We start from the raw sequence: 18,680 nt of genomic DNA on the forward strand, positions 1-18,680 counted from the left end.
ATTCCGGCTAGGCCTTTGCGTAGTGCTCCTGACCCTTGAAATTCGCTTGTGTGGTCAGTTCCGGCTGGATAGCGAGCATCGGCTCGGTGAGTAATTTTCGCACATCCAGGCGGCCAAGATATTGATCGATGCCGTGATGTATTTTGAGCCAGGACGCCATTGAATCGTGATCGTCGGGAAGGTCTCCCAGTATGCGGTCAAAAACCGTATGATTCACCGCGTAGGACTGCAGGCTCGTTAGGAATTTCGCTTCACGGAACATGCTGCTGCCCGGAACCATATCGAAATCCCTGCCCCATACGGTTGCGCCGAGATAAAGCAGGTCCCAGTCGGTCTTTTCGAGCTCGTCCATAACGACCGGCATGAACTCCATGATCCGGTCATGAAAGATGACGTCATCCTCGAAGATGAATACGTTTCTCAAACCGCGCTGCCGGGCGTCAGCGATGATCGCGCGATGAGAAAGCGCGCAGCCGATATGGTGATTTTCCGGGGTCTTGATAGCGGGCAACCGCTTGACCAGCCGGGAGATGCCGATTTTCTCGAAACGCTTGTCGACGGCGGCATACCGGTCGGATCGATCATCGAGATTTATGCACCGTAGTGCATCGAAGCGGTTGAACGGATTCTGAAGTTCGACATCGATCTCCTCCATTGCGCGCTTGGTGAATTCCTTTCCGAGCAGTTCGCCGAAATGACTTTCTATTGGTCCCTCGTCGAGGCCGAGTTCGCGATGACCGATTATGTAATTCCGGATTCTGTCTTCCCAGATCGGCCTGTATGGGATTCCCATCGGCCGTTGAAAACGGTGCAGCCATCTCAGAAATGGCAGGCACAGCGTTCGGTCGCCCCGCTGTCGGAATTTTTCGTGAATGTAGCCTTCTTCGCCGCCGAAGCCGCGGAACTTCAAGTTGAATCCTGGCCAACTGTCGCGTTTGCACACAAACAGCCCGAGACCTTGCATCGGAACCTCGAAGGGCTCGGCATCAACATCCCTTGCCCTTTCGTCGACGCCCCACGTGCCGTACATTCCATTGTTCCACTCCGGCTTGAAATGCGTGGAAATCTGATCCAGCCAGTCATAAATCAACGGACCCTGATACAAATCAGTGCTGTCGGGATGTGCGTCGAGAAAGTCCATAAGGCGTTTGAGAACGCCGGGCGGGAGCAGCACATGACAATCCATGCACAGCACGAAATCGCCGCTGGCTTCGGAAAAAACGACATCCCTGATTGCCGTACCTGACTGACCGGTAAAGGGGACGTAGCGGAGGGTCTTACAGTGGTTCTCGAGTGCCTTGAGATCATCGCCGCATGGTCCGTCCGGGTGATTGTCGATGACGAGAAACTCGATATCGTCCATCAACTCCGGATTGTTCAGGCGTAACGACTGCAGTGTGAAATAGACACCGTCGAAATCGTCGTAAGTCGCCATCCCGATTGTCAGTTTGAATTTCCCTCGCGACGGGGTCGCCGCATTCACTTTCGTCGGAGCACGCACGGGAGGAGCGGCCTGGACGGATGGTAAAGCCTGATTTTGTCCAAAGGCAGAGTGGATCCTGTGCCAGGATTTCGGGTCAGGCGCGTTCTCGATGATATCGTCGATGACATCTTCGAGAACCCCTTCCAGCTGTCCGAATTCTCCATAACGGAGTTCAAAGGCGGGGGTCGAATTGGCGATCTGGGCCAGGCTTGCGAGGCCACCATCGGCCAGATTTGCCCCGTTCAAATTGTTTTCGAGCAGGCGCAAAGCGGCCTGGCTGGGACTCAGTGGGCGAATTGAGATATCGGCATCCGCGTGGAAGGCCGGAAAAATGATCGCACCTGGCGTCAGAGTTTTGCCGGAATATTCGCTCGGAATGGCAACGTGGCTCTTGTCGCCAAATGAATGCTGGTTCGAATTGTCGAAACCATCTTCTTCAAGCGCCCTGACTGAATCCGCCCGTAGCACCAATGGCCTGCGAAACGGTGTGACTTGCAACGGGTCGGCCAATGGGACGAAGACGATCTCGTCCGTGCAATATCGGAAGCCGTTTGTCGCCAACCAGGCTGTCAGCGTGGATTTACCGGCACCGGAAATACCTGCGACAAGAATTGCCTTGCCCTGCCGCTCAACGGCCGCCGCATGAAGTATGACGCCTTTGGACTGATCGGTCACCAGGCCTCGAATGACCGCATCCATGGCGAATTCGGGTAGGTCGCTCGCCTTCAGGTCCGGCACTGGTGGCGAAAAAGGGGTCTCGATAAGAAACGAATCGTCACCAGTCTGCGTGATCGAAACCGAGTGGTTGGCGGTGACGTCGAACGCCCTTTGGTATCCGAACAGATACCCGGCCATTTCACCAAAGATATCCGGAACTGTCAGAGAAACCGTCTGACCGGCTAGTTCGATGAGCAACTCAGGCATTTTGCCAGCCGTATGCAGTCTTCCAAAAACAAGATGGCCAGCAAAATGCCGGCCATCGCGATATAATCGCTAAAGCAGTCTGATCAGTTTTCGATCAATTCCCTTACGCCTAGGTGGGCGTCGTGGTTACAGTCGTCGAAGTGGTCGTGGCCGTAGTCCCGGTCGTAACAGTGGTCGGCGGCGCGGAAGAAGCCGCATGCGCCGGCGTGATCACCGAATCGACGATTGGCTTTGTCCACTTGCCCGGCAACATGACTGCCGTTGCGACGCCGCCGATAGCGACCGTTGTCATCACCTGCCTGCGGCTGATGTTCTTTTTGTTGCCTTCCGACATGGACTACCCCTTATTGAAATCTTGTGGCTTTGTTACGAATGCCCCAAAGCCCTTAACGTCAGGTAACATCGCATGGGGGACGCGGCAAGTTCGAAATCTTGTTGTTCGAGACGAAAGCCCTTGTCGGCAGCCAAAATGGTTGACGGGAGACGCCTTGGCGTTGGAGTTACCGGATGAAATCACGATCCGTGAATGAATGCATCCATTGAACCGAACGAGCAGAGCAGGACCATGACCGCAAACGAATCAGGCGGAAAGCTGACGCGCAATGAAGCCTTCTATACGGTGGAAATGGATGGCAACACGCTGCTCTACCGCCCGACATCGCAGAACGCCGTTCATCTGGATTCCGTCGCCTCGTTGATCTGGAAAATGTGCGACGGCACGCGCACCGCCGGGGAACTGGCGGGTGAACTGGCCGAAATCTATCCGGAAAGCGCGGATACCGTGAAATCGGACGTGCTTGAGACGGTCAAGACGTTGCTGCAGAGCGGAGCGATATCGGCCGGCGGTGCCTGATTCGCCTCTGATCACGTTGAATCGCTCAATTTTCCGGTGGTTCGCTGTTGAAGCGTTAACCGCCTTTCGGGAATTGGCGGCCGTTTAACCGGTGAAAAAGCGCGGCATGCGAAAACGCCTTCGGCAAGGAGGCCGCGCCGATGTTGCGCTATCTTTTCATCGTTGTTTCCGTGTCGATTTCCGCGCTCGGCGTGGTGTCGTTCCTGAACGACAATCCGCATGTCGTGGACACGGCCGCGATCGCGCTGAAAGATCGCGTGGAAGCCGATTCCGCCCGCCGCGCCGCGGTAAAATCGAAAGAACCGGTCCGCGCATGGTCCGGCACTGAACGTCTTCGTGCGGACGCGCGCGGCCACTACATCGCCGAATTCAGCCTGAATTCGCGTCGTGTCACCGGCGTCGTCGATACCGGCGCGACGATGATCGCCATGAACCGGTCGCAGGCGCGCAGGGCGGGCATTCATGTTTCACCTTCCGAGTTCATCTACACCGTCAACACAGCCAACGGTTCGACGAAGGCCGCGCGCGCCATCGTGCGAGAGGTGCGTCTGAGCTCAATTCGCGTGCGTGACGTCGAGGCGATGATTCTGGAAGACGATTCGCTCAACATCGTGCTGATCGGAATGAGCTTCCTCAAGCGTCTGCGAAACTTCGAATTCTCCAATGGCCAGCTGGTGATGAAGCTCTGACGATCGGCGCCCCGTCCTGTCAGTGTTGCTCGGCCGTTTCTCCGGCAATCCGGATCAGCGCCTTCGCCCAGGCGAGCGGGGCGTCGAACGGGACGTCGTGCCCGGCGCTTTGGACGATGGTCAGGCTCTTGTCCGGCGCATCCAGCTCGCCGGCGTAATCCTCGACGAGGCTGACCGGGGTCTGGTGGTCTTCCATCCCCATGATGAAATGCACCGGGATCGGCGATTTCGGAAAGTCCTCGAAAAGGTTGTAGTTGAGCGCCTGCGGGATCACCGCGCGTTGCGAGAACTCCAGGCCCTGCGTGTAACTGCCGACTTCGGCCGGCGTGTAATAGGGGCTCTGGCCGCTGCTGGCGTAGTCCTGATAGGCGTCCCACAGGCCTTCGGTGTGAATGTCGCCACCGCCGAACGTATCGAGCAGCTCGTTCTTGACGGCGATATCGCCGAAATCGGCCGGATCGAACGGTTCGATTGCCGCCAGCCGCTCCAGCGCGTCCTGATCGCCGGCCTTCTTGGCCTCCGCCTTCACCCACTCATATCCAAGCGTCTGGCTGCGGCGCCAATCGACCCGTTCGCTGGTCGCGACGAAGGCGTGAAATGGCGAACTTTCGCGCTGCAGCGTCAGGAAGCCGAGCGCGCTTCCCCAGGAGACGCCGGTCAGGAAAATCCTGTTCTTGCCGAAACGCCGACGAAGAAGATCGGCAAGTTCCAGCGTATCATCGACATAGGATGCGATGTCGAGATCCTCGGTCGTCAGCCCGGAGGAGAACGATTTGCCCGCGCCGCGCTGGTCCCAGTGCACCACCACGAAACTGGATTCCAGTTCGGTCGTGTGGAACAGATCCACCCAGGGCATCATCGAGGCGCCCGGCCCGCCATGCAGTACGAGCAGCACCGGTTTGTTGCGGTCGCGCCCACGGATCAGAACCCACTGACCGATGCCGCCGAGATTGAGTTTTTCAAGGGAAACGACGGCGTTTGGCAAGGGATTGCCCGCTTCGTCGACGATTTGCGGCAGATCGCCCGTATCCTGCGCGAAGCCGCCGACAACAAGCAGGAAAAGAAAGACGACGGCGCTGGTCGCGACGGAAACCACTCGCATCGATTTGCCCCGTATTCGAATGCCGCCCTCCCACCCGGACGCGGCTCGCCCGGGACTTTAAGGTCCGGGGCAGACGGATTCAACGCGGACGGCGCCATTCTCTCCGGAGACGCGCCGGAGACGGTCTAGCCGACGATCCGTTCGGCGACCGGCTCGGCAACCTCGGGTTCGGCCTCGGAGATCACATAGGCGGCAAGTATCGCGTCGCGCGCGACGGCGAGCGATGCCTCGTCACGCGCATGCACAACCGCCAGGGGCGCGCCCTTCTCGACGGCGGTTCCGGTGTCGATGAGACCGGTAATCCCGACCGCATGGTCGATCTTGTCCTCCGACCGCCGTCTTCCTCCGCCCAGTTCGACCACCGCGATGCCGATGTCGCGGGTCGAGATCGAGGCGACATGGCCGGCTTCGGGCGCATCCACGGTTGCGGTCAATGCCGCTTTTTCCAGATGCGCCGCATGGTTCTCGACGAAATCGGACGGACCGCCCAGCACATGCACCATTTTGCCGAACGTCTCTGCTGCCGCGCCGCTGTTCAGCGCATCGCGGGCACGTGAGAGCGCGGTTGCCGGCGAGGAGTCCAGTTCCGAAACCACGAGCATTTCGGCGGCGAGCGCCAGCGTCACGGTTTCCAGCCGCGGGTCGCGATGCACTCCGGTGAGGAACTCCACCGCATTCGTCACTTCCACCGCATTGCCGGCCGCCGATGCCAGTGGCTGGTTCATGTCGGTCATCAGTGCGGTCGTCTGCGTGCCGGCGCCATTGGCGACCTTGACGAGCGTCTTCGCCAGCTCCCGCGCCTTGTCGTAATCCGCTATGAAGGCGCCGTTGCCGAATTTCACGTCCAGCACCAGAGAGCCGAGCCCGGCCGCGAGCTTTTTCGAAAGGATCGAGGCCGTGATGAGCTGGATGCTCTCGACCGTCGCGGTCACGTCGCGCACTCCGTAGAAGCGCTTGTCGGCGGGCGCCAGATCGGCCGTCTGGCCGATGATCGCGCAACCGGCTTCCTCGACAGCGCGCCGGAACAGCGCATTGTCGGGCTGTGTCGTGTAACCGGGGATGGAATCCATCTTGTCGAGCGTGCCGCCGGTGTGGCCAAGCCCGCGCCCGGAGATCATCGGCACACCCAGCCCGCAGGCTGCGGCGATCGGCGCCAGCATCAGCGAGACATTGTCGCCCACGCCGCCCGTCGAGTGCTTGTCGCAGATCGGCCGGTCGATTCCCGACCAGTCGAGCACATCCCCGGAGTCGCGCATGGACAAGGTCAGCGCCACGGTCTCATCCGCCGAAAGCCCGTTAAAAAACACTGCCATGGCGAAAGCCGAGATCTGCGCGTCGGTCACCGAACCGTCGGTGATGCCACGCACGAACTCCGCGATGGCATCCGCCGCGAGGTCGCCGCCATCGCGCTTTCGCCGAATGAATTCCTGGGCCAGCATGAAAAGTCCTTTTCGGTCAGACGCCGAACGGCGTCCAGATCGTCTTGATGCGTGTCGCCCGGAACAGGAACTCTTCGCCTTCGCCCTGTTCGGCGTCGAACCAGTCCCGCGCCTTGCCGTTATTCGCCCAGACGGGTTTCAGATTGCCGGCGGATTCGCGCTCGGCCTTTGCCGTGCCATCGGCCGATCCGAAATACCAGAGCGCCGCGATGTCATCGTGTTTCGCCATCGTGTCGGCCAGCGTATCGCGGTCGCCCGTCACGATGTTGACGACGCCGCCCGGTACGTCGGACGTGTCGAGAACCTGATAGAGATCGCACGCCGCAAGCGGTTGCAGCGGTGACGGCGTGACGACGACCCGGTTGCCCATGGCAATCGCCGGCATGACCAGCGACACGAAGGAGAGCAGCGGCGCTTCGTCCGGACAGGAAATACCCATTACCTCGTAAGGCTCGTTGAGTGCGAGCGAGAGCATTCGCGCCGTCGGCGCGCGCACCGCGCCGTCATATTTGTCCGCCCATGCAGCGTAATGCATGATTCGAGCGACGGAGGCGTCCACCTCGCGTTTGGCCGCCGTCGCGGACGCTCCGGCTTCCGCCAGCCTTTCCGAAAATTCCTTTGCGCGAAGTTCGAGGTTCTCGGCGAGGAAATAGAGCACCTGTGCCCGTCCGTGGCCGGTCATGCCACTCCAGCCCGCTGCCTTGTGCGCGGCTTCGACGGCATTGCGGATGTCCTTGCGGTTGCCCAGGCCGACTTCGGCGAGGTGCTTTCCGCCTTTGCCCGTCACCGGGTAGGAGTAGCCCGAGTCCGGCCGCGCCTGCTTGCCGCCGACATACATTTTCACGGTCCGGTCAAGGCTGACGCCATCCCCGCCAGGCCCGGGCACCGGCGCGGGAAGCGGGTCGGAGGCCGGCAGGGCCTTCGCCTTTTTCTGCCAGGCGGGCACGAGGTATTCGAGCATCCCCTCGCTACCGCCTTCGCGGCCGTAGCCGCTTTCCTTGTAGCCGCCGAAACCGGCCGCCGCATCGAACAGGTTGGTGGAGTTGATCCAGACCACACCCGCCTTCACCTTGCGCGCCGTATCGAAGGCCTCGTCGAGATTCTGCGACCAGATCGAGGCTGCGAGCCCGTAGCGGGAATTGTTGGCGAGCTGAACCGCTTCGCCCGGCGTGCGAAAGGTCATCGAGGCGAGCACCGGCCCGAACACCTCTTCCTGCGCCAGTGTCGAAGCCGGCGAAACATGGGTGAACAGGGTGGGCGGAAAGAAGCAGCCTTCGTTGTCGCCGGTGATCCGGTCGGCCCAGCTCGGCTGCCACAGGGCCGCGCCTTCCTCGATGCCCGCCTTCACCTTCGCCGCGATCTGCTCGACCTGAACCGGCGCAACGACCGCCCCCATGTCCATCGCCTTGTCGAGCGGGTCGCCGACGCGCAGTTTTTCCATGCGCGCCTTCAGTTTCTCGTGGAAGCGGTCGGCGATGCCTTCCTGCACAATGGCGCGCGAGCCCGCGCAGCACACTTCGCCCTGGTTGAACCAGATCGCGTCGACCACGCCTTCTACCGCCGCGTCGATATCGGCGTTGTCGAAGACGATGAAGGGCGACTTGCCGCCGAGTTCCAGCGAGAGCTTCTTGCCCGACCCGGCGGTCTGGCGGCGCAATATGCGGCCGACCTCGGTCGAACCGGTGAAGGCCAGCTTGGCGACGTCTTCATGCGCGGCGAGCGCCGCGCCTGCCTCGCCGTCGCCGTTGACGAGGTTGAAGACGCCGGCCGGCAGGCCCGCCTCCATGCAGATTTCGGCAAATGCGAGCGCCGTCAGCGGCGTGTGTTCGGCCGATTTCAACACCACGGTACAGCCCGCGGCCAGTGCCGGCGCGACCTTCCAGGAAAGCATCAGTAGCGGGAAATTCCACGGGATGATCTGACCGCAGACGCCCACCGCCTCATGGCCGGGAAACGACCGGTCGCGAAGTTCCGCCCATCCGGCGTGATGATAGAAATGCCGGGCGACCAGCGGGATGTCGATATCGCGCGTCTCCCGGATCGTCTTGCCGTTGTCGAGCGTTTCCAGCACGGCGAGAAAGCGCGCATGTTTCTGGACATGGCGCGCCAGCGCATAGAGATGCCGCGCCCTCTGATTGCAAGACAAGGCCTGCCACTTCTTCGACGCCTTGTCCGCGGCGGCGACGGCTTCATCGATGTCCTTCGCATTACCAAGCGCGACTTTCGCCAGCGGCGCGCCATTGGCGGGATTGCTGGCGGCGAAGGTTTTCTTGCCGGGTTTGGTAAAGTCGCCGCCGATGAAATGGCCGAAGCCGTTGCTGTGTTTTTCCAGCCAGGCGCGCACGTCTTTCGCGTCCTCGGGTGCCGGGCCATACTCCATCGTGTCGAGAATGTTGCTGATGTCGTTCATGACGCGTCCCTCAGGCGATGCCGTGCCGGTCGGCCGACGAATAGCGGCCGGTGACGAAATGCTCGATCTGGCGTTCGATGTCGCCGAGCAGCGAGCTTGCGCCGAAGCGGAAGAGATCGGGTTTCAGCCAGGGGTCGCCCAGTTCCTCCTTCATCAGGATCAGCCAGGCGATCGCGTCCTTGGCGGTGCGAATGCCGCCGGCAGGCTTGAAGCCGCAGACATTGCCCGTCGCTTCCAGGAAATCCCGCACCGAACGCACCATGACGAGGCTCACCGGAAGCGTCGCGTTCACTGCCTCCATGCCGGTTGACGTCTTGACGAAATCCGCACCTGCCATCATCGCGACCATCGAGGCCTTGTAGACATTGGTGAGGGTTTTCAGTTCCCCGGTCGCGAGGATCGCCTTCATATGCGCCTCGCCGCAGGTCTCGCGCATTTCGCGCACTTCCTCGTAGAGCGCGGTCCAGTTGCCGGTCAGGACATGACGGCGGGAGATCACGATATCGATCTCGTGCGCGCCGTGATCGACCGCGTATCGGATCTCGGCGAGCCGGTCGCGCATCGGCGTTAGCCCGGCCGGAAAGCCTGTCGCCACCGAGGCCACGGGAACGCCGGATCCTTCCAGGGCGCTCACCGCCGGTGCGACCATCTCCGGATAGACGCAGACCGCGCCGGTCGTCAGCCGCCGGCCTTCGAGGCCGAGCGCCTTGACGAGATCGGCGCGCAGCGGATTGCGTGCCTTGGCGCAAAGCCGCTCGACACGCCCGGGCGTGTCGTCGCCCGCCAGTGTCGTCAGGTCGATGCATTCGATGGCGCGCAGCAGCCAAGCCGCCTGCCACTCCTTCTTGACCGTGCGTCGCGTCGTCAGCGCCGCGGTCCGGCGCTCGGCCGCCGACAGGTTGACCGAGATGTTCTCGAACAGGTCGGGCCGGAAATCCGTTCCCGTGTTGCGCGCGCGGGTCGCCGCAAGAGAAACCAGTTGCGATCCCGTCGCGCTCTTTGCGCCGGTTTCCGCCGTCTCCGCCATGGATGTCATTGCATGTCCCCGATGGCCCGCGTCAGGATCGCCTGCAGCTTCCCGCCGCCGATCGGCGCCATGTCCTTGGTCTCGGTATGCGACAGTTCCCCGCCGGTCATCCCGGCTCCGTAATTGGTGATGACCGAACAGGCGGCGCATGACAGGCCGAGGAAACGCCCCAGGATGACCTCCGGCACGGTCGACATGCCGACCGCGTCCGCACCCATCGTCTGGGCCATGCGGATTTCCGCCGGTGTTTCGAAGCTTGGCCCGGAAAACCACATATAGACGCCATGGCCGATGGCGATGCCTTCGTCCTCGGCCGCTTTTTCGATGCGCTGGCGCAACTCCGTGTCATAGGCCGACGTCATGCCGACGAAACGCGCATCGCTCTCTTCGCCGATCAGCGGGTTGGTGCCGGAGAAATTGATGTGGTCGGTGATCAGCATCACCGAACCGGGCGGCAGGTCCTCGCGCAGCGAACCGGCGGCGTTGGTCAGGATCAGCTTCTCGATGCCGAGGCCCTTGAGAACCTCCAGAACCGGTCGCATCGCTGCCGCGTCGCCCTTTTCGTAGTAATGCACGCGGCCGGACAGAAGCAGCACCGGCGTGCCGCCGATTGAACCCGCCACGACTTCGCCGGCATGGCCGCTGACGCCGCTTTCCGGGAAGCCCTGCAGGGTCGAATAGGGCACGTGAACGGCGTTCTCGACGGCTTTCACCAGACCGCCCAGCCCGGATCCGAGCACGAGCGCAACGCGCGGGACGAGGCCGTTCAGCGCCTCGATGATGGTGTCGCTCGCCGTCTTCATGTCGACAGGATCTCCGTCTTGAACCCGAGTGGCAGGAGGTCGACCATGGTTATCGTTTTGGTGATGCCGGCCTGGTCGGTCAGGTGCACGCGGGCATCCGGTGGGGCGAATTCGGCGAGCCTCTGCCGGCAGCCGCCACAGGGCGTGCATTCGTCGAGCCGTTCCGCCGTGACGCAGATATCGGTGATCCTGCCGCCGCCGCCCATCACGTAATGCCCCAGCGCGGTCGTTTCTGCGCACCAGCCTTCCGGAAAGCTCACCACCTCGATATTCGCGCCGGTGAAGACCCGTCCGTCCTCGGTCAGGATCGCCGCTCCGACGGGAAATTTCGAATAGGGCGAATGTGTCTTCGCCATGGCCTCGCGCGCAGCCGAAAAAAGGTCGTCCAGTGTCATTCCGTTGTGTCCCGGCGGTATCCGGCCGCCGATACCGGCCCGCGCTCGGACGCGCGGGAATTTGAGGTTCCGCCGCGACCGTAGCACGGCTTTGCGCCGATTCCAGCCGCGAAAAGGCGCCGTTACCCGCGATGTCGCATTGCGCGCAATGCTAGTCCCTTTCCGCAACTCCCGGACCCCGCTAGAATGAAAGGTGACCGCAGGGAGATGCGCATGGCCAAAAGCGACACGGATCGGCTGGACGAATTGGAAATCCTCGCCGCCCATCAGGCGCGCATCATCGAGGATCTGAACGATACGGTGATCCGGCAGGGCCGCGCGATCGACCGCCTCGAACGCCTGGTCGAGGCGCTTGTCGAACGTTTCAGGACGGTAGAGGAGCAGGTTCAGTCCGGTGTTCCCGTCGCCAAACCGCCGCATTGGTAACCCGGGGTCGTCGATTCGATGCCTGACTTGATGGAATACGGCGTCGTTGCGCCGTCTGTCGTCGCGCTCGTCATCCTGGCGATGCTGGTGGCTTTCGTCGCCGAATGGCGTCCGCCGGAAATCACGGCAGGTGTCGCCGTGTCGGTGCTGCTGGTCACCGGCATTCTCGACATTTCCGATGTTCTCGGCGTTCTGTCGTCGAGCGCGCCGGCGACGATCGGGGCAATGTTCGTCCTGTCGGCGGCGCTGATCCGCACGGGCGCGATCGAGCGCTTCGCCCGTTTCGTCACCACCCATGCGCGAACCTCGCCCATGGTCGCCTATCTGGCATTCCTCGTGGCGGTGGCCGCGGCCTCCGCCTTCATGAACAACACACCGCTGGTCATGCTGATGATCCCGGTCGCGACCTCGATGGCCCGCGAGATGGGAGAATCCCCGTCGCGCATCCTGATCCCGCTGTCCTATGCGGCGATCCTTGGCGGCACCTGCACATTGATCGGAACCTCGACCAACCTGTTGGTAGACGGCGTCTCACGCGACCTCGGCCTTGAGCCCTTCCATATTCTCGAAATCGCGCCTGTCGGCATCGTCATCACGCTGCTCGGCATCGCCGCAATGATGCTCGGGCGCCGATTGCTGCCGGATCGCGAGACGGTTTCGGGTGTCGCGGGGTCGCCTGCGGACCGCAAGTTCATCGTCCAGGCGGTGATCGACGAGGACTCGCCTCATGTCGGCGCGCTGGTGCGCTCGATCGGAGCCTTCAACAGGCCGGATCGACGTCTGGTCGACGTTATTCGCGCCAATGTCTCGCTGCGCCGCGAACTCGACGAGACCGCGCTGGAAGCGGGCGACATCGTCGTCCTGCGCACGCCGGTCGCCGAAATCCTTTCGATGAAGGAAGAGAGCGGCGTGACGCTTGGCGCGGCGAGCCGCATCCATCAGACTGCCGCGCGCTCCTCGGCGGTTGTCGAGATCCTGATCGGTCCCGGCGCGCGCGTGCTCGGCCGCACCTTGCGGCATTTGCGGCTTTGGCGGCGCTACGGCGTCTACCCCATGGCGCTGCATCGCGGCGGCATGAACATGGCGGACAGTTTCGAGACCACGCCGCTGACCGTCGGCGACACGCTTCTGGTGGAGGGCGCCCCGGAAGACCTCGCCCGTTTCGCCGAAGACAACAATCTCGTCAATGTCGCACAGCCGAGCGTTCGCGGTTTTCGGCGCGCCAAAGCGCCATTGGCGATCGCCATCACGGCAAGCGTGGTTGTCGGCGCGGCCGCTGGCGTCATGCCGATTGCCGCACTCGCGCTAATCGGCGCGGTGCTGGTTCTCGTCTTGCGCTGCGTCGAGGTCGACGAGGCTGTGCAATCTGTCGATTGGCGCGTGCTCGGTCTGATCTTCGCGATGCTGTCTGTCGGCGTGGCGATGGATCGCACGGGCCTGGTTCGCATTGTCGTGGATGCCGCCGCGCCGCTGCTCGCCGGATTTCCGCCGCTGGTCGCGCTCGCCGCCGTCTATATCCTGGCGACCGTGCTGACCGAGATCGTCACAAACAACGCGGTTGCCGTCATTGTCACGCCTGTCGCGGTCGGTCTTGCCGCAACGCTGGGTCTCGACGCGCGGCCTTTCGTCGTTGCGGTCATGGTTGCAGCCTCTGCAAGCTTCATGACGCCCATCGGCTATCAGACCAACACCTTGGTGTACAATGCCGGTGGCTACCGTTTCTCCGACTTCCTGCGTCTTGGATTCCTGATGGATATGACGACGTTTGTTTCCGCAATGATTGTTATTCCGATGGTTTGGCCGCTGACCGATTGATATTGTGCATTATTGCGGCGCCTTATTCTTTTTTAATTGGCGGATAAATTCTCGAAAGCTTGAAGTTATTGTCTGGAAATATGAGGGTTTCTGTCCGAATTTCATTACGGATTTCGATAGTTATTTCTTGCTGGTTTATCTTGGCTAAAAAGTGCATCTAGTATATATATTATCCGGGTCGCATTCCCGGTCTCGCTTCGGGGGGTAGCCAGATGCAAGATATCCGAAGATTGCATGGTGACGAGGACACGCATGGAGCTGCGACCAAGTTAACCGGTGAATCTGTCGAGGCAGTCAGGCAGATCGCGGGCGCCCGCACCAGCTACGACATTTTCAAGATATTAAAGAACTACCTTCCCGCCTTTGGCCTCGATTATTTTATCGTTTTCGTTTCGCGAGACGACGGGGAAACCAAGCTCGATGACAGGGTTGTTCTCACCAATTGGGACAGCGAAGTAATCCACCGCTGCATGGACGAGGACTATTATCACTGGTCCTTTGTCCAGGAATTGCGCAATTCGGTCTTGCCCGAAGTCAAGTCGTTGACCCGTTATCTTGAAAACGGCGACGAAGCGGACAATCCGGAACTCGGCAAATTCCTTTTGGCGCGCGGTTACAATGCATTCGTTCATCTGCCGGCGCGCAGCAGCATCGGGCGCGTCGGGATGATTTCCTTTGCCGGCCGGCGCGACGATGTGGGTATTGGCGAGATGATGCAGCTCAATTTCGTCGCGGAACATGCATTCGAACAGTTGATCCGCATCGTCGGTGATGTTGACGCACGCGAGAATCCTCTCAGCGAACGTGAGATCGAATGCCTGAAGGCGGCGGCGCGGGGATTCAGCGTGGCGGAAACCAGCGACCGCGTCGGAATCACCACGCACACGGTCAATTATCACCTCGCCAACGCGCAGAAAAAGCTTGAAGCGCGCAACAAGCTGCAAGCTGTCGTCAACGCGATACAGCATGGCTGGCTCGGAAAGTACTGAGCTTCGCGTAGAATTGCGTAATCAAAAAGCCCGCGCGTTTCACCGGATACGCACGGGCTTTCCTTCTGACCGGGACCCGAGTTGCCCCGTGTCATGAAAGGGTTCAGAATTCGCCGGACAGGCCGGCGCGCGCGCCGGGCACGCCGGTTGCGTTCAGGCTCATCGCTGCATTGAAACTCACAGGTGTGCTTCCGGGCAGCCGGTGCGCCACGGCGAAGCCGGACGCCCATTCTCCCTTGAACGTTGCCACATTCGCCGCCCAGGTCGTGCGTCCCGGCGCCGATGGCATCGGTGCCTGCGCCATCGCCATGGCGGCCGCGATACCCTGCCGCGATTCGGTACGCACGTCGTCGATCCGGTTGCTGAGTTCGGTAACGTCGCTGTCGAAATTGTTGATGATATCGGCCAGCAGGTCTTCGGCTGCGACGGTTGCGAGATTGCCGCCTGCGTCCGAGGTCACGATACCGACCGGACCGGATTGCGCCGCCAGGCTCGCCGCCGAGGAGACGCCCGACATGGTGTATGTGTTGGCTGCCGTGCCGAAGCTCATTTGCCCGACGCGGGTCGTCGTCGCGCCTGCGCCGATGGCCGTGGATCCGTCTTCGTCGGCGGTTGCGCCCGCGCCTACGGCGGTCGCACTGGCCCCTCCGGCGGATGCCGATGTGCCATAGGCCGTGGCCTCCGCGCCTCCGGCGCTCGATCCGTAGCCGGTGGCCAGCGCGTCATCGCCGGTGGCGCTTGCGTCCGCGTAGCCGTTCGTGTTGTTGGCCGCGATCACGCCGAAGCCGCTGTCGAGCGCCGCCAGCGCCGATCCGACGTCGTTGTAGACCGATCCCCGGATCGTATAGCTCGGACCGGTGAAAATCCCCGTTGTGGCGTCGAAGCCCGCACCGCCGCCGATCGCGCCTGCAAGATCGTTCCCCACGGAGCGCAGCTGACGCAGATTGACCGCATCGGTGTCCTCGGTGCCGCCGGCGACATTGGTGATCTGCCGTTCGCTGCCGGCCGAACCGACGGAGAAGGCGCCTGCCGTCGATGCGACAGCCGTTCCGGAGAAGTCTTCCGCGCCGCCGCCCATGCCGTCACGATCGGCCGTCGAATCCGCGCCGATCGCAACTCCGCCTTCCGCGGTTGTCGACGAATCTCTTCCGATCGCCACGCCATCGACCGCATCCACCGACCCTCGCAAACCGAGCGCAATCGCGCTGGTGGCGGTCGGGTCCGTGTCGGCATCGTTGCCGATGGCGATCGAGTTGATTTCGCCTGCATTGGCCAGGGGATTGGATGTGCCGCCCAGCGAACTGACCGTGCCGCCGCCGATCGCGATACCGGCATTCTCGTCGATGACGATATCGTCTGCGACCAGATTGCAATTGTCCGAACTCGTCACCGGATTGTTGTCTTCGTCGAGAACTGTCAGTCCGATATTCTCCTGGCTCAGGACATCGACGATATTGGTGTTCACATCGCCGATGATCGCGTTGAGCACTGGATCGAGCAGCCCTGAAAGCAGGCCGGATGACGTGTCGGTCACCGAATTGAGCAGCGGCATGTCCACGCTGAGCCCGGTACAAACATCGACCAGCGATTGCGCCTTGGCGGGCGAGAAAGTTGAAAAGGCGCCGATCGCAATGAGCGATGACGCTGCGGCCAGTCTGAATCGGTACGGCATACTCGTATCCCCGGTGAAACCCCAACCGGATGAAGTGAGCCACGGGCATGCTTAGCAGGCGGATAAACGGGAACTGTATTTACAAGCTGTCGTGAAGTCCTGCGTAAATGTTCAGGATAAAAAAGTATGAACTGTTAAGCCGTGTAAAGACTCAATACAAAATAACCCGGCCAATTTCACTGTGATAATTCATAGGATTGGCGAAAATGCCGCTCACTGCCCGGTTGGCGTGAAGAGCTCAGCGCGGATAGGCGCCGGGCTGCACCTTGCACCAATCGGGATCGTCACCTGTCACGTCGAGGATTGCCTGGCGCAATGCCGCCGTTAGCGTATGCACTGCCCTGTAGTCGGGACCACGCGGTTCCAGCGCATGAAGATAGCCTGCGAGGCCGTGATGAAATTTCGTGATGTCGCCCACGAACCGGGCGCGTTCGATTTCGGTCATGGACCGGCGGCGTGTGTGGCGTCGTACCATCGGGATCTCCCCGTGATATGTATCGCCGCGACATACCGATGCCGCGAAACCGTCCGGCGATCAACCACCAGCGGCAACACAATCGGACGTCATTTTGTCGGATCAGTACGGTTCGCGCTGCAACAGCAATGCCGATACCAGCAAACCCGAGACAAACGCGATCACCGCGAACCCAATCAACCAGACCATCGTAACCCACCCACTCGATGTCGGCAGCATGATCGCCGCCCCGGGTTAATCGAGCGTGAACCGCATTGAAGCTTGCGGCCTGTCGCGGCTTTTGGTTTGCTTTTCCGGGGTTTTGAGGGGTGTCAGCCGATGTTTCGCAAGGTTCTTGCCGTTATCCTCCTGCTGTCATGCGCGGCATGCAGCATCGTATCCGACAAGCGCCTGATTCCGCTCGGCGAATCGGTATTCCCACTGCCGGCGAAGGCGCTGCTGGTGTCGTTCGGCGAGGGGCGCGAATCGAGCGCGTCGCGCATCAGCCGCAACGGCCGGTCCTATGTGATGCCCGCGCCGCAAAATGACGGCCGGGACCTGAAAATCCCGGTGACCTTCTACAGGGGCCCCTCGGGTTTTCTTGTCGCCGAGGCGGAAGGCCGCAGCAAGGACAGGTCCGGATTTCACTACGTGCTCGCAAGAGTCGAGGGCGACGTGTTGACGCTTTATACGATCGACAACGCCGAAGACCTGGAAATCTTCGGCGAACTCACCGGCGGCCGCTTTCTGCAATCGCTGAAAATATCCAGCCGCAGCAATCTCTATGGCGCGTTCAGCGCCATGATCGCCAACCCCGATACGCTGATGACGGAACTGGGCCGGCTGAAGATTTTCGATCTTGCCCGCAAGGACGCATCGGCCGCCGCCGAACGGTTCGCCGCAAGTCAAGGCGAATGAATTAGCCGGTAGGTCACGGTTCGTCTCGGAAAAATACGGCAAATAGTAATAATTGCCGTAGGGAAACATGGTGCGTATCCTGTTCCAACATATGAAATGACCAAGCCTTACTCGGGGTAAGATGCCCGGATAGACATTTCATAGGCATCCGTTGCGGGGGATTTGCCATGACGATCAGAATTCCGGTTCGGGAAACGCTGGCTGTTTTCCTGTTCATATCAGCCCCGGTCCTTGCGCAAACGCAGGCGGATCAGGGCCCGGAGACACCTCCAGAGCAGATCGAGACGCAGCAGACCGGAGGCGGCGGCGCGGCTCCACCGGCTCCCGCGCCGCCTCCCTGTACCTGCTATTGCCTGGTCAATTGGGGAGCGGCCATCGCCGCACCCCATGTGCCGACAAATACCTTCACGACGACGAATTGGTTCGCGCCGCCGCCGACGCAGACCGAGACCGAGGACGGCGACGAGTTCTGGGACGCGAATACGAACAAGAAGGACTACAACTGCGCCACAAAACAGGTCACGCTGGTAACGCCCGACACGCCCAATCTCGTGCACAACACCTACCGCCGTACCCGCAGCCGAACGCTTGGTATCACTGGTTGGGGTGCATGGACGGCCTGGACGGCGCCGGCCAACACAGGCAACCTGGCCAATGCCGCCGCTCTCGCCACATCCGCGCCGCCGCAAACGCCGATCTGTATCGCCCAGGGCGTGCCCTGTCCGTAACGGAGAGACGGGTTTCTGGGGGAAAGCGAAATGGCCAAATACACCGTCGATGACGAATGCTGCAGAAATATCGACGCCTATATCAAACAGACCCAGTCGACCGTCGATACGCTCGTGCAAATCCATTCGAGCCATGATTTCTCGGACGGAAAGAGTTTCAACAAGGTCCTGAAGGAATACGGGCTGGGCGTCGAGGCGGTCGCAGGCGGCGGCATGTCGTCGTCGGCCGCGAAGAAGGCCGAGTGCTACAAGGAAGTCATCCGCGAGATCGAATCGAGTACCACCATCAACGTGACGATGGCGATCCAGCTGGCCCTGATCGGCGGGCACGGTTACTACAATCCCGTTTCCTGGCTGATCCACGACAAGGGCTATGCCCATGCACAGTGGATGCTGACCCGGCTGGTGATCGAAATCACGCGTGTGTCCTGGAAGCTCGCCAAGCTGAAGCAGATCAAGGACCTGTGCAAGAAGCGCCGCGCCGCCGCAGGGGAGAACAAGGCGGACGGCAAGGGCAGGTCCGAAGGGAAGGGCGAATAGGTGCGTTTGGCTC

18 protein-coding genes are annotated in these 18,680 nt (G+C 61.4%); 9 read left to right on the plus strand and 9 right to left on the minus strand.

The annotated features are described in order from the left end of the window. Window positions 1-7: 7 nt before the first annotated feature. Window positions 8-2,407: a glycosyltransferase gene (locus LC343_RS19175; RefSeq protein WP_223478787.1), complete on the minus strand. Its 2,400-nt coding sequence runs from the start codon at window positions 2,405-2,407 to the stop codon at window positions 8-10. A 122-nt stretch (window positions 2,408-2,529) separates the two neighbouring features. On the opposite strand from LC343_RS19175, the gene LC343_RS19180 reads away from it, so the two are divergent. The 3 genes from LC343_RS19180 (at window position 2,530) to LC343_RS19190 (ending at window position 3,949) form a co-directional block, all read left to right on the plus strand. After that, window positions 2,530-2,937 (plus strand): hypothetical protein, encoded by a 408-nt coding sequence (locus LC343_RS19180; protein ID WP_223478788.1) that lies wholly within the window; start codon window positions 2,530-2,532, stop codon window positions 2,935-2,937. A gap of 35 nt (window positions 2,938-2,972) precedes the next feature. Further along, complete coding sequence (locus LC343_RS19185; RefSeq protein WP_223478789.1) at window positions 2,973-3,260, plus strand: PqqD family protein; 288 nt, start codon at window positions 2,973-2,975, stop codon at window positions 3,258-3,260. 140 nt (window positions 3,261-3,400) lie between these two features. After that, the gene (locus tag LC343_RS19190) at window positions 3,401-3,949 is read left to right on the plus strand and encodes a retropepsin-like aspartic protease family protein (RefSeq protein WP_223478790.1); all 549 of its coding nucleotides are present in this window, start codon (window positions 3,401-3,403) and stop codon (window positions 3,947-3,949) included. A gap of 19 nt (window positions 3,950-3,968) precedes the next feature. On the opposite strand, the gene LC343_RS19195 is transcribed toward LC343_RS19190, so the two are convergent. From LC343_RS19195 to cdd, 6 genes are all read right to left on the minus strand, one after another. Continuing rightward, the gene (locus tag LC343_RS19195; RefSeq protein ID WP_223478791.1) at window positions 3,969-5,051 is read right to left on the minus strand and encodes an alpha/beta fold hydrolase; all 1,083 of its coding nucleotides are present in this window, start codon (window positions 5,049-5,051) and stop codon (window positions 3,969-3,971) included. Window positions 5,052-5,176: 125 nt separating this feature from the next. After that, window positions 5,177-6,490: a thymidine phosphorylase gene (deoA, locus tag LC343_RS19200; protein WP_223478792.1), complete on the minus strand. Its 1,314-nt coding sequence runs from the start codon at window positions 6,488-6,490 to the stop codon at window positions 5,177-5,179. A 16-nt stretch (window positions 6,491-6,506) separates the two neighbouring features. Then, on the minus strand, window positions 6,507-8,900 hold the full coding sequence (locus tag LC343_RS19205; protein ID WP_223478793.1) for an aldehyde dehydrogenase family protein: 2,394 nt from the start codon (window positions 8,898-8,900) through the stop codon (window positions 6,507-6,509). Between the two features lie 10 nt (window positions 8,901-8,910). Beyond that, window positions 8,911-9,936 carry a deoxyribose-phosphate aldolase gene (gene deoC, locus LC343_RS19210; RefSeq protein ID WP_223478794.1) on the minus strand — a complete coding sequence of 342 codons (1,026 nt, stop codon included), beginning with the start codon at window positions 9,934-9,936 and terminating at the stop codon, window positions 8,911-8,913. Continuing rightward, a complete protein-coding gene (locus LC343_RS19215) occupies window positions 9,933-10,730 on the minus strand; it encodes a purine-nucleoside phosphorylase (protein ID WP_223478795.1) in 798 nt (265 codons plus the stop codon). Before LC343_RS19215 ends, deoC begins: the two co-directional genes overlap by 4 nt. After that, window positions 10,727-11,125, minus strand: a complete 399-nt coding sequence (cdd, locus tag LC343_RS19220) for a cytidine deaminase (RefSeq protein WP_223478796.1) — start codon at window positions 11,123-11,125, stop codon at window positions 10,727-10,729. The genes LC343_RS19215 and cdd overlap by 4 nt, the downstream gene beginning before the upstream one ends. Before the next feature lie 213 nt (window positions 11,126-11,338). On the opposite strand from cdd, the gene LC343_RS19225 reads away from it, so the two are divergent. From LC343_RS19225 to LC343_RS19235, 3 genes are all read left to right on the plus strand, one after another. Then, a complete protein-coding gene (locus tag LC343_RS19225; protein WP_223478797.1) occupies window positions 11,339-11,551 on the plus strand; it encodes a SlyX family protein in 213 nt (70 codons plus the stop codon). A gap of 18 nt (window positions 11,552-11,569) precedes the next feature. Further along, window positions 11,570-13,366 (plus strand): SLC13 family permease, encoded by a 1,797-nt coding sequence (locus tag LC343_RS19230; RefSeq protein WP_223478798.1) that lies wholly within the window; start codon window positions 11,570-11,572, stop codon window positions 13,364-13,366. Between the two features lie 212 nt (window positions 13,367-13,578). Further along, entirely contained in the window at window positions 13,579-14,355 is a 777-nt protein-coding gene (locus tag LC343_RS19235) for a helix-turn-helix transcriptional regulator (RefSeq protein WP_223478799.1), read from the plus strand. 103 nt (window positions 14,356-14,458) lie between these two features. Here LC343_RS19235 and LC343_RS19240 read toward each other — a convergent pair whose 3' ends face one another. Then, on the minus strand, window positions 14,459-16,027 hold the full coding sequence (locus tag LC343_RS19240; protein ID WP_223478800.1) for a hypothetical protein: 1,569 nt from the start codon (window positions 16,025-16,027) through the stop codon (window positions 14,459-14,461). Window positions 16,028-16,265: 238 nt separating this feature from the next. Beyond that, on the minus strand, window positions 16,266-16,502 hold the full coding sequence (locus tag LC343_RS19245) for a hypothetical protein (RefSeq protein ID WP_223478801.1): 237 nt from the start codon (window positions 16,500-16,502) through the stop codon (window positions 16,266-16,268). A 318-nt stretch (window positions 16,503-16,820) separates the two neighbouring features. Between LC343_RS19245 and LC343_RS19250 the strand changes: the two genes are divergently transcribed. The 3 genes from LC343_RS19250 (at window position 16,821) to LC343_RS19260 (ending at window position 18,667) form a co-directional block, all read left to right on the plus strand. Further along, window positions 16,821-17,399, plus strand: a complete 579-nt coding sequence (locus tag LC343_RS19250) for a hypothetical protein (RefSeq protein WP_223478802.1) — start codon at window positions 16,821-16,823, stop codon at window positions 17,397-17,399. 167 nt (window positions 17,400-17,566) lie between these two features. Next, window positions 17,567-18,127, plus strand: coding sequence for a hypothetical protein (locus LC343_RS19255; RefSeq protein ID WP_223478803.1), 561 nt, complete (start codon window positions 17,567-17,569; stop codon window positions 18,125-18,127). Between the two features lie 30 nt (window positions 18,128-18,157). Beyond that, window positions 18,158-18,667: a hypothetical protein gene (locus tag LC343_RS19260; RefSeq protein ID WP_223478804.1), complete on the plus strand. Its 510-nt coding sequence runs from the start codon at window positions 18,158-18,160 to the stop codon at window positions 18,665-18,667. Window positions 18,668-18,680: the final 13 nt, after the last annotated feature.

Origin of the sequence: Oricola indica (genome assembly GCF_019966595.1) — a bacterium.
Lineage (GTDB): Bacteria > Pseudomonadota > Alphaproteobacteria > Rhizobiales > Rhizobiaceae > Oricola > Oricola indica.

Coding starts and splice junctions, on each gene's coding strand:
- LC343_RS19245 (WP_223478801.1), bottom strand. CDS start 16,502: ATGGTACGACGCCACACACGCCGCCGGTCCATGACCGAAATCGAACGC.
- LC343_RS19260 (WP_223478804.1), top strand. CDS start 18,158: ATGGCCAAATACACCGTCGATGACGAATGCTGCAGAAATATCGACGCC.
- LC343_RS19175 (WP_223478787.1), bottom strand. CDS start 2,407: ATGCCTGAGTTGCTCATCGAACTAGCCGGTCAGACGGTTTCTCTGACA.
- LC343_RS19230 (WP_223478798.1), top strand. CDS start 11,570: ATGCCTGACTTGATGGAATACGGCGTCGTTGCGCCGTCTGTCGTCGCG.
- LC343_RS19205 (WP_223478793.1), bottom strand. CDS start 8,900: ATGAACGACATCAGCAACATTCTCGACACGATGGAGTATGGCCCGGCA.
- LC343_RS19255 (WP_223478803.1), top strand. CDS start 17,567: ATGACGATCAGAATTCCGGTTCGGGAAACGCTGGCTGTTTTCCTGTTC.
- LC343_RS19190 (WP_223478790.1), top strand. CDS start 3,401: ATGTTGCGCTATCTTTTCATCGTTGTTTCCGTGTCGATTTCCGCGCTC.
- LC343_RS19225 (WP_223478797.1), top strand. CDS start 11,339: ATGGCCAAAAGCGACACGGATCGGCTGGACGAATTGGAAATCCTCGCC.
- deoC (WP_223478794.1), bottom strand. CDS start 9,936: ATGACATCCATGGCGGAGACGGCGGAAACCGGCGCAAAGAGCGCGACG.
- LC343_RS19250 (WP_223478802.1), top strand. CDS start 16,821: ATGTTTCGCAAGGTTCTTGCCGTTATCCTCCTGCTGTCATGCGCGGCA.
- LC343_RS19215 (WP_223478795.1), bottom strand. CDS start 10,730: ATGAAGACGGCGAGCGACACCATCATCGAGGCGCTGAACGGCCTCGTC.
- LC343_RS19235 (WP_223478799.1), top strand. CDS start 13,579: ATGCAAGATATCCGAAGATTGCATGGTGACGAGGACACGCATGGAGCT.
- cdd (WP_223478796.1), bottom strand. CDS start 11,125: ATGACACTGGACGACCTTTTTTCGGCTGCGCGCGAGGCCATGGCGAAG.
- LC343_RS19185 (WP_223478789.1), top strand. CDS start 2,973: ATGACCGCAAACGAATCAGGCGGAAAGCTGACGCGCAATGAAGCCTTC.
- LC343_RS19240 (WP_223478800.1), bottom strand. CDS start 16,027: ATGCCGTACCGATTCAGACTGGCCGCAGCGTCATCGCTCATTGCGATC.
- deoA (WP_223478792.1), bottom strand. CDS start 6,490: ATGCTGGCCCAGGAATTCATTCGGCGAAAGCGCGATGGCGGCGACCTC.
- LC343_RS19195 (WP_223478791.1), bottom strand. CDS start 5,051: ATGCGAGTGGTTTCCGTCGCGACCAGCGCCGTCGTCTTTCTTTTCCTG.